The sequence below is a fragment of the Maribacter sp. Asnod2-G09 genome (genome assembly GCF_045063795.1).
Lineage (GTDB): Bacteria > Bacteroidota > Bacteroidia > Flavobacteriales > Flavobacteriaceae > Maribacter.
Genome location: NZ_JBEFOA010000004.1, coordinates 639,938 through 652,084, shown reverse-complemented (window position 1 = coordinate 652,084; position 12,147 = coordinate 639,938). Strand labels below are relative to the sequence as shown.

General features: G+C 34.0%; 15 protein-coding genes. All 15 read right to left on the bottom strand.

Annotated features, from left to right (window positions below; all coding sequences use genetic code 11):
* Positions 1 to 3: 3 nt before the first annotated feature.
* A complete protein-coding gene (locus tag ACJJVT_RS09835; RefSeq protein ID WP_405398293.1) occupies positions 4 to 663 on the bottom strand; it encodes a hypothetical protein in 660 nt (219 codons plus the stop codon).
* A 77-nt stretch (positions 664 to 740) separates the two neighbouring features.
* Positions 741 to 1,004 (bottom strand): hypothetical protein, encoded by a 264-nt coding sequence (locus ACJJVT_RS09830; RefSeq protein ID WP_405398292.1) that lies wholly within the window; start codon positions 1,002 to 1,004, stop codon positions 741 to 743.
* Positions 1,005 to 1,016: 12 nt separating this feature from the next.
* Positions 1,017 to 1,661 carry a hypothetical protein gene (locus ACJJVT_RS09825; RefSeq protein ID WP_405398291.1) on the bottom strand — a complete coding sequence of 215 codons (645 nt, stop codon included), beginning with the start codon at positions 1,659 to 1,661 and terminating at the stop codon, positions 1,017 to 1,019.
* An 81-nt stretch (positions 1,662 to 1,742) separates the two neighbouring features.
* Positions 1,743 to 2,189: a hypothetical protein gene (locus ACJJVT_RS09820; RefSeq protein ID WP_405398289.1), complete on the bottom strand. Its 447-nt coding sequence runs from the start codon at positions 2,187 to 2,189 to the stop codon at positions 1,743 to 1,745.
* A gap of 103 nt (positions 2,190 to 2,292) precedes the next feature.
* Positions 2,293 to 2,907, bottom strand: a complete 615-nt coding sequence (locus tag ACJJVT_RS09815; RefSeq protein ID WP_405398286.1) for a hypothetical protein — start codon at positions 2,905 to 2,907, stop codon at positions 2,293 to 2,295.
* Positions 2,908 to 3,039: 132 nt separating this feature from the next.
* Positions 3,040 to 4,284, bottom strand: coding sequence for a mechanosensitive ion channel family protein (locus ACJJVT_RS09810; RefSeq protein ID WP_405398284.1), 1,245 nt, complete (start codon positions 4,282 to 4,284; stop codon positions 3,040 to 3,042).
* 74 nt (positions 4,285 to 4,358) lie between these two features.
* Complete coding sequence (locus ACJJVT_RS09805) at positions 4,359 to 5,207, bottom strand: universal stress protein (RefSeq protein WP_405398282.1); 849 nt, start codon at positions 5,205 to 5,207, stop codon at positions 4,359 to 4,361.
* Between the two features lie 59 nt (positions 5,208 to 5,266).
* Complete coding sequence (locus tag ACJJVT_RS09800) at positions 5,267 to 5,659, bottom strand: hypothetical protein (protein WP_405398281.1); 393 nt, start codon at positions 5,657 to 5,659, stop codon at positions 5,267 to 5,269.
* Positions 5,656 to 6,075 carry a GreA/GreB family elongation factor gene (locus tag ACJJVT_RS09795; RefSeq protein ID WP_405398279.1) on the bottom strand — a complete coding sequence of 140 codons (420 nt, stop codon included), beginning with the start codon at positions 6,073 to 6,075 and terminating at the stop codon, positions 5,656 to 5,658. Before ACJJVT_RS09795 ends, ACJJVT_RS09800 begins: the two co-directional genes overlap by 4 nt.
* A gap of 172 nt (positions 6,076 to 6,247) precedes the next feature.
* Positions 6,248 to 7,537 (bottom strand): Glu/Leu/Phe/Val dehydrogenase, encoded by a 1,290-nt coding sequence (locus ACJJVT_RS09790; protein WP_405398277.1) that lies wholly within the window; start codon positions 7,535 to 7,537, stop codon positions 6,248 to 6,250.
* Positions 7,538 to 7,766: 229 nt separating this feature from the next.
* A complete protein-coding gene (locus ACJJVT_RS09785; protein WP_405398275.1) occupies positions 7,767 to 8,393 on the bottom strand; it encodes a hypothetical protein in 627 nt (208 codons plus the stop codon).
* 120 nt (positions 8,394 to 8,513) lie between these two features.
* Complete coding sequence (locus ACJJVT_RS09780; RefSeq protein WP_405398274.1) at positions 8,514 to 8,873, bottom strand: hypothetical protein; 360 nt, start codon at positions 8,871 to 8,873, stop codon at positions 8,514 to 8,516.
* Positions 8,874 to 8,890: 17 nt separating this feature from the next.
* Complete coding sequence (locus ACJJVT_RS09775) at positions 8,891 to 9,337, bottom strand: GreA/GreB family elongation factor (RefSeq protein ID WP_405398273.1); 447 nt, start codon at positions 9,335 to 9,337, stop codon at positions 8,891 to 8,893.
* Positions 9,338 to 9,590: 253 nt separating this feature from the next.
* Positions 9,591 to 10,916 (bottom strand): sigma-54-dependent transcriptional regulator, encoded by a 1,326-nt coding sequence (locus ACJJVT_RS09770; protein WP_405398272.1) that lies wholly within the window; start codon positions 10,914 to 10,916, stop codon positions 9,591 to 9,593.
* A 3-nt stretch (positions 10,917 to 10,919) separates the two neighbouring features.
* Positions 10,920 to 12,008 carry a sensor histidine kinase gene (locus ACJJVT_RS09765; protein WP_405398271.1) on the bottom strand — a complete coding sequence of 363 codons (1,089 nt, stop codon included), beginning with the start codon at positions 12,006 to 12,008 and terminating at the stop codon, positions 10,920 to 10,922.
* Positions 12,009 to 12,147: the final 139 nt, after the last annotated feature.

Here is a 12,147-nt window from a genome sequence, read left to right as displayed (position 1 = left end):
ACTTTATTCCGTTATTACTTTGCTGTAAATATTCCCTTTCCAGTATAACTGATTATCTGTTTCTAAAGTATTTACAAACTCAAAATCGAATACTGCTTTTATAATTCCGCTTTCAAATAGTGTTTTATCTATTTTGATAGTTCCGCTTTTTAAAGGGAAAGTATTGATCCCTAAATCTCTTATACTGTTAAAATAAACAGAAGCAGTACATGAGTCATTTTTTAGTTCCAATATTAAATTACTGTGTGTAGAAACGTTGCTTTGAGATTCTCCTTTTAAAGTTCCATTCTTTAGTTTCTTGAAATCCATAAAATCTGTACCTGAATATTCATACATTCTATTTTCTGACTTTAAAGAATGGTATACGTGGGTAGTATCTATTAACTTATAAAATGCTTGTAACGAATCTTTATATATTTTGCCGGTATGGTCTTTCATTCGGTCAATCGCTAAAGGGCAACTGCCGTCGCAACTTAATTGACCATGACTGTTTTTATAAATCCCTTCTTTATAACTCCAGTTTTCTTTAAAAGAAAAATCTCCTTTTAAATTAGTCGTCCATTCAATATTTATGGAGTTTTTAGAATCAATTTTCTTGTCAATTGTTTTGCAAGAGATTGCAGTTAAGAGAAGTAATAATATGAAGGAGAGTTTGTTTTTCATTTTTGCGTTTGATGTATTGTAGCTCGATTATTTTAAGCAGAATTGATAAGTTGATTTTGAGTTTTATTTTGATAGATTCAAATGTTTCGCTTTATCAATAACGCTTCTAACTCATCATTTTTATTAGAGTTACTAACTATTCGATATATAAAATAGATAGGAAATAATAACGGAATGAGAACTGCATAGTTTTCGCTGTAAATAGATGATACAATTCCTATACCTATTATGCTAGCAAGAAATCCAATTACAAATGCATTAATAATTTTAGACTTTTTTAGTCTCTTTTTTTCAACTACTAATTCTTCATCTGTTAGTTCAGATAGGTTCTTTATATTCATTACTAGTATGTTTTATAGCATTTGACTATTGTTAGTTGCTGTGTTTTCATCGCTATAAAGTTTATTGACTTTTGGTTGAATTATCCACACGCCAATAAAATAAAACCATAAAAGAAAAAACTCCCCGGTAAAATCTCCAAATTCTACTTTCCTTTTTAATTCGGCAGTTTTAATTGTTTTGGCCACAAAATACATGGAGTAAAATATACAGAACATCGAGAATAAATGAAGAAGAATAATAATATACAAAGGCCAACCGATAAGTGAGAAACTATTAGTTCGTATTCCAGAAAATAGTCCGGCCATTAAAAGCATTATAGATGTGATGTAGATAAGGGGAATGAAGAATAAAACCTTAAACTTTTTAACCTTCATTTTAATTTCTGACGGAATGTTTTTTTGAAGTCCGATTGCTATAGACCAAAACCAGCCGAAGAACATAATGACATATAAAACCATAACATACGGGAAATAGTCGAAATAAAAGATGTTTTCGTTTAGAACTTCAGTTACGCCAGCTCCACCTTCTGATATTGAATTTGGATGCGTTTGTAGTCCAAAAAACTGAGCTATTGTATATAGTTGGTATGCCAGCGGAATACCCAACATTAGAATGAATAGTTGCCAATGTTTTGCTTTTAGATAGAGGTTGATCATATGGTTTTGGTTTTAAGATGTATTATGCCAAATTTTCTACTAGAATTTACACTGAATTATTAGTTTGCAATCTTCTTTGCACTATTTAATACCATACAATTTAATAGCCTTTCTTTTGTATTCAAACACAATCGTATTCGACTTTTTTTCGGTTATGAATTTTATATCATCTTTGGTAACCACATAACTAACTTTGGTCATCCACCGATTGGTAACATTTGAATAATCGGATTCAATTTCAGTAATATCAGAATCTAGAATCAGTTCATCGTCATCCCCAATAAAAGATAATTTAGCACCTTTAAATGTTTTAATATTTTCTCTACTTAAAATGGTAGATTCTAGAAAACTAAATCCGGCTAATTCTTGAAACTCTACATATAATTGTCCGTTTTTAGATTCTGCAATTTTTTCTCCAGATATATTATTTATTAAGTTTTCAGTAAACGTGTCAACATGTGTTCGCTCTAGTGCTTTTATATTGCCAAAAGCGCCAAGTACTTTATCAATTTTTCTAAAAATGCTCATATTTTAATTTTGCAGATTTTTTAATTTCTATTTTCAATAATACTGATTAAAGATTAATATCTACGCCTTATAATTTGCAAAAGCAGATTCCAATTTTCTTTTATCATAACGAATCTAGTTCTCTTTGTAAGTTCTGTTTAGCTTGTGTTTCAAATTGGTTGTAAAAAAAGTCAGTTTTAAATATCCTGTCCATTGATAAAAAATGATGTAGAACTTTTTTACGTCCAGGGTTATAAATAAAAGTAGGGTAGATAGCATATTCCTTTCTAACATTTTTGTAGTAAAGAGCGTATGTTTCCCAACTTTGACCTAATACGGAAAGGTCGGCATCTGTAAAATAGTTAGTGTTGCTGTCGATTGATTTATGGTGCGATTTGGTAGCTAGAATTTGTTTTTTGCATTGTTCAATAATGTTGCTAGAAACAGAAATTTCCTTCAGACGTTTTTCGGCGAGTTCAGCACTTTTTTCTTCGTTGTCTGATTTTGTAGCATTGTAAATTATGTCGTGGTAATAGAGTGTGAATAAGGTGGTTTCCCAGTTCTTTATTTCCCCCTTTACAATAGTTAGCTGAGATAATAAATTGTTAAGATGCTGTAATGTATGATAATGCCTTTTTTTGCCAGAGTAGTTTTTCTCTATTTCTGTCCATCGAACATTTATCAAACGTTTATCGTCTGTATATTTTAACAGAAGTTCTGTGAATGTTTCTTTTAGCATGAGAGTTCTTTAATAACAACCAACACAAAAACATGTGCAGCGGTATTATCATCAAAGAAAGATACAATTTTCAATTAAAGCTAATAGCGCTATTAGATTAAAAATCAATCGAAGAAAACAAAAGGTAACTAGTTAAGAAGTCGCAACCGGTACCGGTATTTCATACACCTGTAAATGAAAATAGGGAAGGGAAGACAATAGATGGTCAAAGATATCTGCCATTACATACTCGTAATTCTCCCAACGTTTGTCAGAGCTAAAAGCGTACACCTCTAACGGAATACCTTGCGGTGTGGGTGCTAATTGACGCACCATTAAGGTCATACCTTTATTTACTGCAGAATGGTTTTGAAGGTAATCGTTTACGTATTTTCTAAAAACCCCAATATTGGTTAGGTTTCTACCATTTATAGCAAGGTCCTTGTTGATATTGTTTTCTGTGTTGTAGGTATTGATCTGTTCTGCTCGGGTATTTAAATACGGCTGAATTAATTGAATCTTTTGAAATTCTTCAACATCGGTATCAGACAGAAAACGAATGCTCTTTTGACTAATGATAAGAGCACGTTTTATTCGTCTTCCGCCAGATTCTTGCATTCCTCGCCAGTTTTTAAAAGAATCTGAGATCAACGCATAGGTTGGTATTGTGGTAATGGTATTATCAAAATTTTGGACTTTTACCGTTGCAAGCGATATTTCGACAACATTACCATCGGCACCGAATTTGTCAAAACTTATCCAATCACCAATACGAACCATATCATTAATACTCACTTGAATACTTGCGACCAAACCAAGAATAGAATCTTTAAATATTAATAGTATTACAGCAGATCCTGCACCAAGGGCGGTAAAGAACTTCCAAACCTGTATTTCTGTTATAATTGCGAAAATGGTGAAAATACCCACTACCCAGGCGAAAATCATAAATACCTGTATGTAGCTGCCCATAGGTTTGTCTCTAAACCTTGCTTTTGTCTTTAAATAATCGTTGATACTTGTAAATACACTTTTAACGACATAGAGCGTAAGTACAACAAACAGTACATTTAAAAACTTTAATACTATTTTTTCGGCATAATCAAAACCTATAAACCCAAAGGGTACAAGCTCTACCAACATGCTCAAGGGTATTATGTGTGCTATATACCTTGGCACTCTATTAGCTACTAGAAAATTGTCAAAATTAGTTTTTGATTTTCGTGCAAGTTTTAGCGATACCGACCGCAGAACTTTCCAAATTATAAGATCTAAGAAATAAGCAACTACTAGCGCGATAACTAATAAAATGGCAAGGTTCAAATAAGATGCCGCAGTTTCGCTTAGTCCGCTTTCTACAAGGTAGTTATATAGTAATCTGTGAAAATCGTCGTTCATAGTCCTTGTTCATTTTTGCGGTACAAAGGTACGATATGCAACAACCAGAAACGACGAATGTGAGCTTAAAAAACCTATTTGGCATGTATTGCCAATACGGGAACATTTGCGTAGTAACCCAACTTGCTCAGCGATAGTTTACCAAAGCCAAGACGTTCCCAAAACGAAGGTTTTTTATCTACATAGCTGATCATATTAGAAGCTCTAATCTCAACAAAACAGCTTAGGGCGATTGCCATTTTTACATTTCGTAATGTATTAAATTTGTAGTCTACACCTTTGAGCTGGCTACGAATAAATACCTTATTTCTTTTTTGAGAGAAGCTCAATTTATTTGGTTGTGATAAACTCAATACCTGTATGCTGGCATTGCTTAGTTTGGCGATTTCAACCAAATATTTGATTTCAGATGATTTAATTTTAGTATTGAAATTAGTAGTGAGTACAATTTCTTTCGGGTGATTGAAATCTACTTTTGCAGGCACCACTAAAATGGGGCATTTTCTAATTTGCTTTAAAATGTCAAGAGTTTGTCTGCCGTACGATTCTCCTTTTTTGTTAGTAATACCTTTTGCACCCATAACTATCATTTTAAAATGAAGTTTTTCATTCAGGCTTTTTACAGCATCTAAGAATAAGCTAGATTCTGATACGACATGAAATTCGTGATTTTTATTATTTTTTAATTTCGATAATTGTACCAATATATCGCCTAAACCTTGTCGTGATCTTAATTCAGATAATTTATTAAAAGCTTCATCGGGATCTAATAAGGTTAAACTATCTAAGCCATGGGTTTCTTTAGAATGGGCATGCAAAATGTAAAAAATGCACTTTTTATCTTCAAAGAGTTTTATCGCATACTGTATAGCGTTCCATGAGTTCTTTGAGAAATCTGTTGGTAATAATATTCTATTTTCCATGTCGATATGTTTTAGATGGTTTGGTTGGGTTTGGTATGTAATGGTAGTTTCTAATTCACTTAACTTCTTGCATTTATTAGTATTTGAGATAATATTTTTAGTTTCAGACTTCTGTAATTTTGAATTAGTGACAAGTAAGCATCTCTCTTCTTTTCATGATGGTTTAAGTAATAGGCATCACATGCTACAGTGTCACATTCTATAGATTTGCCCACTGCACTATCATAGCGATACAGTGCCGCCAGCATCAATGCATTTTCTCTGCGTATGCCATGTAACTCTTGGTATAATTTCGAATTATGTATCATACTGTCTTCAATGTCTAAATAGAATTCGATTTCCTTATTTAAAAACTCTAGCTCATCTGTCCAGTTATTAATTTCTAATCGATCCTTTTTCATCATGACTCTTTTGTCTGATTCATGCGGATAAAAATGTTTAGATGCGATCATAGTACCATATTTATGTTCATGTATTCATTCTCTTGCTCTACTTTTTCTATGGTTAGTTTTTGTTCTCCGGATGGAAATTCCCAAATAATGGCATCACCTTCGCTGTACCCAATAACCGCTGCACCCATTGGGGTGAGAATCGATATTTTGTCATTTTTAATATCACTATCAGTAGGCATCACCAATTTAAATTTCTTATGCCACCCGTTTTCAGAAACTATTGTCACCGTAGTATTGAACCGAATTACATCTTCATACATTTCTGATGCATCGCAGATGATGGCAGTCTCTAATTCACCGACCAGTTTTTGTACAGATTTACGTAATGTGTCATCTTTATAGTAGCCTGATAGGTTCATAAACCTTTTAAGCACCACGTATTCCTTTTTCTCTATAACCAGATTGCCGTACTTCATTTTCTAATTTTTTTATTGAGATATGTGTTTAAAAATATAGTTCGTTGCCATTTTAAGCGCAGCCGAGAACATTGGCTAGCTTATTTCAAATAATTTCGACCACGCCCATCGTGGCAGTATTCACTACATACTTTTTTAAATCACTATCATCGTTTAAATACTGTATTATTTATCACGGAAAAATACCGCGTTGTACATACGCATCTTCCAATCTTTCAATGGCTATTATAAAGGCTGCCGTACGCATATCTACTTTTCTCTTTTTAGATGTTTCGAGAACAGTGGTAAAAGACTCTTTCATTTTCTTTTCTAACTTCTCCATCACTTCATCTAATGACCATATTTCGCCGTTACGGTTCTGTAACCACTCAAAGTAGCTACCGATTACTCCGCCAGAATTACATAGAATATCAGGTATGATATCGATGCCTTTTTTCAATAGAATTTCTTCAGCATCTACATCTGTAGGTCCGTTGGCACCTTCGGCAATTAAATAAGCTTTTATCTTGTTGGCATTTTTAGGTGTAATCTGGTTACCTAATGCTGCCGGTATACAGATATCGCAGTCTAATGAAAAGAAATCTTTGCTATCGATTGTTCTTGCCTTTGCATACCCAAGAATGCTACCCTTATTACCTTGAGAATAAGTAAGTAACTGGTCTACATCGATACCTTCTTCATTTGTTATACTGCCATAGGCATCTTGTACAGCTGTTAAAATAGCACCTTCGTTAACTAAGAAATAGGCAGCCCAATACCCAACATTACCGAAACCTTGTACTATGAATTTTTTGTCCTTTAAATTTACATTATGACTTTCTGCCCAAAATTTAATGGTTAGAAATACACCGAAACCAGTAGCTCTATCTCTACCTTTTGAGCCACCGGCACCTACAGGTTTACCTGTAACTACGTGCATATTGGTAGATCGTTCTGCAGGTGATTTGGTAGACATATAGGTGTCAAGAATCCAAGCCATCGTCTGCGGATTAGTATTTACATCTGGAGCAGGAATATCTAATTCCGGACCAATATTATCGCCCAACGCATACGTAAACCTTCTAGTTATACGCTCTAATTCTGAATTAGAATATTTGTTAGGGTCTAATTGAATTCCGCCCTTAGCGCCACCATAGGGTAAACCCGCTAAAGAGGTTTTCCAGGTCATCCACATTGCCAATGCTTTTGCTGCGTCGATATCAACGGTAGGGTGGTAACGTAGTCCGCCCTTATATGGTCCCAGTGCATTGTTATGTTGTACACGGTAGCCGGTAAAAATTTCAACCTCACCATTATCCATTCGCACAGGAAAATGGACAACAATCTCATTATTGGTCACCTCTAATATTTTTCTAATATTGGTGTTTAGGTCAATAATGTCTGCGGCATTATCAAATTGTCGCATTACGTTTTCAAGCATACCTTGTTTAGGCGCTTTTTTAGATGCTACTTTTGCTATCATTATATTTAGTTTAAGACTAATTCTCTATTAAATTCACTACTAGACATTTCATTAGATATCACCATTACGGGTTCGTTATTGTGATCTAAAAAATGAAAATATTCGCTGCACGCATAAATGCTATCTTTATCTTTTGTTAAAGAACAGTAAGCGGCGTGGGTACAGGTCGAGCATATGCTCCGCATATAATTTTTCATCGAGCTCATATTAAGATGTATTTTAGTGTCCCTTACTTTAGGACGGGTTGTTTTGTTTTTAAGGGATAAAAAATTAATGCCAATAAGGCTAGACCGATAAGTATTAAAAAGCCTAGTGATAGTTTAGACATGAGTAAGTTGCTCTCTAAAGCTTTATTAGATAGCTGCGTCATTTGCTTGCTCTCTTCTAATTGTATTGTTGCCAGTACATCTAATTTATTATCTATTTTCTTTAGTGTTTGTAGTGATAGAATGGTAACCCCATTGCTAAGATTATCTTGAGATTCCAATACCTTGTTTTCAAAAATTTTTAGTTTTTGAAATTGTGTGCTCAATTCGTTAAGTGCACTATACTCTTTTGTAGTTAGTTCTGTAAGCGCAAATTGAGATAGTAATTTTTCTGCTTTTTCATTTTCAGTTGCTACTGAGGTAAAATTATCTTCAGTAATGAACCGAAGCCTTTTTGAATGAAAAATATTGTTCAATTGATATATGTAACCTTGAACTTTAACCCTGTCTTCATACACAGAGTTTACCGTGTTCTGTAGGGTAGAAAAATGTCTATGGTATAATCTATTAGAACCCAAAACCAATAAGAATGCGATGGCTAATATAAAGCCAGCATGCATTCTTTGCGGTGTTTTAAGTTTTGTAAACATGGGTTTTGTTTTGTGATTATACTGTAGCATTTTCTGTTAGGAAATCCACTTGGTTGACTCTTAATAAATCAGCCAACTTATTTATAGAGACCAAGTGGATTATCAATCAACTAAAAAAAATTATAGAGCTTGTAATTCGCCAGAGTTAATGGCTTCTTTATAGTCTGCTGTAACTACAGTATGACTGTTAAAGAAACGACCACCATCATTGCGTTTTATTTTAATTTCGGTTGTACCGTCTTTCTTCTCTTTTACGGCCGTAACCACAACTTCTTCGCCATGGGCCCGCCTATAATTGGCAATGCCACCACGTTTAATAATGAAGTTTTCTCTAGGGAAATCTATGTGTTTGTATTTATTCGTTTCAGGTTTTCCTATTTCAAAAACATCACCAACGTTAACCTCGGTTTGGCTTGTGTCGTTGCTTTGTGCGTTTAATAGACTTACTGAAAATAATAGGGTAATTGCGTATTTTAACATAACTGAATAATTTAGAATTAATGAATTGTTTCTTTTTTGGTCTTTATTTCTTCAGTAGTGTTTTTGTTGGCTGAGTTTGGTTGGGTAACTTTTGTGATTACTAAAGACACGCGGTCACCAGGTAATCCATAAGAAATTTTATCTCCTACGGCGCGCCCAATAACTGAAGCACCTAAACTGCTGATAACAGAAATTTTATTTTGTTTTATATCAACTTCATTTGGAGCTACTATTTGAAAAGTTTGGCGAATACCAGAAGCACCGCTAACTTTTATAAACGAGTTTATAGTAATAATGTCGAACGGAATATCTTCTGCATTTAAACGCATGGCTATTGTCATGTGTTGACTAAGAATCTCTAACACATTTTTGTGTGCATAGTCTTCAATAGTTACATTCTCTTCTTGATATTTTTTAATCATCAAGAATTCATTTTCTTCAAAAACCAGACTGCCGTACTTCATTTATCGCTATTTAAGATTCCATGTTCTCTTTCTTTTACTAGTCGCTTTGAATATAGATTACGGTCTATATGTACTAGTTTTAGAAATAGATTTCTTTTTCATGGTCTATATAGCAATTGGTATGCCTGTGATATAAGGAAAGCGTACCAAAAACCGTAACTAATTGAATATTAGTTAGTAATAAATTATTTTATTTTTAGGAAAGTATTTTAACTGGGGATATATTCCTCAATTGGGGAGAAATTACCCGGTATTATTTTAGTTTTTCGCGCAAGGTTTTGCGATCTATTTGAAGAATTTCGGCTGCTTTGGTCTTGTTACCATCTGTATGATTTAAAACACGCTGAACATATTCTCGTTCTATTTCGCGAAGCGGACGCAGCTCATTCTCAGAAAAATCAATTTGATACTTTAAAAAATCTGGCAGGTCTTTGACGTCGACAATACCATCGGACATGATAACAGCTCTTTGAATAATATTTTCAAGTTCTCTAATGTTACCAGGCCAGTTGTAGCGTTGAAGAATTTGTAATGCTTCCGGAGAAATACGAAGCAATCTGTCTTTGAATTCTATTCCGTATTTACGAAGAAACTTTTCTGTTAATAATACAATGTCAGATTTACGTTCGCGTAGGGGAGGGACATTAATTTCTACCACGGTTAATCTATAATACAGATCTTCTCTAAAAGTATTGTTCTTAATATCTTCTCTTAAATTGGTATTGGTAGCCGCAATAATTCTAATATCAACCTTTTCAACTTTTTGTGATCCAACCCTGGTAATCTCTTTTTCTTGAAGAGCGCGTAGCAGCTTGGTTTGTACGGCTAAGGAAGCCGTACCAATTTCATCAAGAAATAAGGTGCCACCTTTCGCTGCTTGAAAAAATCCATTTCTATTTTCGTTTGCTCCGGTAAATGCACCTTTCATGTACCCGAAAAGCTCTGCTTCTTGAAGGTTTTCTGGGATAGCAGCACAGTTGACAGCAATGAATGGTTCTCTAGAAAACTTGCCAGAATAATGAATTGCTCTTGCAACTAATTCTTTACCTGTACCGCTTTCGCCAGTAACTATAACGGTAGCTTTATTATCTTTTACACGATCAATTATATTGGAAACTTTTTTAAAAGCTTCAGATTCACCAACCATATCAGCATAGATATTCGGCTTAAGATTAGCTGATTTTGGTACAGGATTTTTACGAGCTTTATTTTGTTTCAGCGCTTTTTCAACCGCTTCTTTAAGTTCTAATTTGGTAAACGGTTTAGTAAGATAATCTGTAGCTCCAGATTTTATAACCTCTAAAGTACCTTCAACAGATGGGTAACCCGTAACCACTAGTTTAGGAATTTCTGGATAATGCTCATTGGCGAATTTTAATAACTGTAGCCCATCTATTTCGGGCATTTGTATATCGGTAATGAGTAGATCTATAAAAGTATCCTTTAGTATAAACAGCGACTCTTTTACTGATACTGCTTTATAAGTATGATAGCCCATTGATTGTAAGTGCCTTTGTAAAAGCTCTAGAATATCTATGTCGTCATCAACAATAAGAATGTTCTCTTTGCGCAAATCCATCAATTACAATTTAGGAAAATCAACGGTAAATATAGTCCCTTTCGGTATATTACTTTTGTGTTCAATTTTACCTTTGTGGCTGGTAATAATTCCGTGAACAACACTAAGTCCCAAGCCAGAACCTTCACCTATTGGTTTGGTCGTAAAAAAAGGTTCAAACACCTTGTCTTCTAATTCGTTTGGTATGCCTTTACCTTCATCAGAAATTTCAATACTTATATGACTCTCGGTTTCTAAAACATGTACGGTAATAGTGCCACCCTCGGGAGAATAGTAAATGGCATTCATAATTAAGTTGAATAATACCTGAGTTAGCTGTACTGTGTCTGCCCTAAGTTCAATATTTTCATTATCAAAAGCTTTAGTTAGTTTTAAATGTTTTGACCGTAAAGAAGGTTCAAGTAGTTTTATAACACTGATTACTATCGGTATCAGTTTTACGGTCTTCATTTCTTGTGGCATCTCACAAGCAAAAAACATAAGCTTTTTTACAATTTCGCGGCTAAATATAGCGCTATCCATTATTTTTTCTAGGTCTCTAACGGTCTCTTTATCTGTAATTTTTTCTGAAAGTAATTCTGCAAAGCCAAGTATATTGGCAAGGGGAGTATTAAGCTCATGGGCAATACCTGCAGTAATTTCACCAAGTATATGCAAACGGTCTGTACGTTCCATTTGTCTTCGGGTAATGGCTTCACTATCACGAATTTGCTTACGCTCCATCAGATTGCCAATAGCTAAGGCCACGTTATTCAATAAGGTCTGTTCTTCAATTAAAAAATCTTGCTTGGTATAAGTACCAGAAGGATAACCGACCAATACTTCACCTTCTATCTTATTAAAGACTTTAATTTTAGAAACTAAAGTGACCATATCAGGAATAAAATCATCTGTCTGCACTTGGTATTCTTTAGTTTTTAAGAAGACTTCGGTTACATTTTCAAACTGCCACGCTCTTTTAAGACAATAAGCAATAGCTTCAAGCGAAGCATCTAATTGGTCATAATCAGAATTTACTATTATAGAAGTAACCTCGTAAAGACAAGTAAGTTCCTTTACCCGCTCTTTTAATTTATCTTCTGCTGTGTTCATACCGATTATATTTCTAAACTAAAGTTCAGCAATATTTAGGAAGTTAGAAAATAAGTTCCTTTTAAATCTATGCTTTTAACAGATTTGGTATGGTGAAAACCCCAAAGTAAAGTAATAAATGTCAAGAAGAAGATAGTGT

Coding starts and splice junctions, on each gene's coding strand:
- ACJJVT_RS09835 (WP_405398293.1), bottom strand. CDS start 663: ATGAAAAACAAACTCTCCTTCATATTATTACTTCTCTTAACTGCAATC.
- ACJJVT_RS09830 (WP_405398292.1), bottom strand. CDS start 1,004: ATGAATATAAAGAACCTATCTGAACTAACAGATGAAGAATTAGTAGTT.
- ACJJVT_RS09825 (WP_405398291.1), bottom strand. CDS start 1,661: ATGATCAACCTCTATCTAAAAGCAAAACATTGGCAACTATTCATTCTA.
- ACJJVT_RS09820 (WP_405398289.1), bottom strand. CDS start 2,189: ATGAGCATTTTTAGAAAAATTGATAAAGTACTTGGCGCTTTTGGCAAT.
- ACJJVT_RS09815 (WP_405398286.1), bottom strand. CDS start 2,907: ATGCTAAAAGAAACATTCACAGAACTTCTGTTAAAATATACAGACGAT.
- ACJJVT_RS09810 (WP_405398284.1), bottom strand. CDS start 4,284: ATGAACGACGATTTTCACAGATTACTATATAACTACCTTGTAGAAAGC.
- ACJJVT_RS09805 (WP_405398282.1), bottom strand. CDS start 5,207: ATGGAAAATAGAATATTATTACCAACAGATTTCTCAAAGAACTCATGG.
- ACJJVT_RS09800 (WP_405398281.1), bottom strand. CDS start 5,659: ATGATCGCATCTAAACATTTTTATCCGCATGAATCAGACAAAAGAGTC.
- ACJJVT_RS09795 (WP_405398279.1), bottom strand. CDS start 6,075: ATGAAGTACGGCAATCTGGTTATAGAGAAAAAGGAATACGTGGTGCTT.
- ACJJVT_RS09790 (WP_405398277.1), bottom strand. CDS start 7,537: ATGATAGCAAAAGTAGCATCTAAAAAAGCGCCTAAACAAGGTATGCTT.
- ACJJVT_RS09785 (WP_405398275.1), bottom strand. CDS start 8,393: ATGTTTACAAAACTTAAAACACCGCAAAGAATGCATGCTGGCTTTATA.
- ACJJVT_RS09780 (WP_405398274.1), bottom strand. CDS start 8,873: ATGTTAAAATACGCAATTACCCTATTATTTTCAGTAAGTCTATTAAAC.
- ACJJVT_RS09775 (WP_405398273.1), bottom strand. CDS start 9,337: ATGAAGTACGGCAGTCTGGTTTTTGAAGAAAATGAATTCTTGATGATT.
- ACJJVT_RS09770 (WP_405398272.1), bottom strand. CDS start 10,916: ATGGATTTGCGCAAAGAGAACATTCTTATTGTTGATGACGACATAGAT.
- ACJJVT_RS09765 (WP_405398271.1), bottom strand. CDS start 12,008: ATGAACACAGCAGAAGATAAATTAAAAGAGCGGGTAAAGGAACTTACT.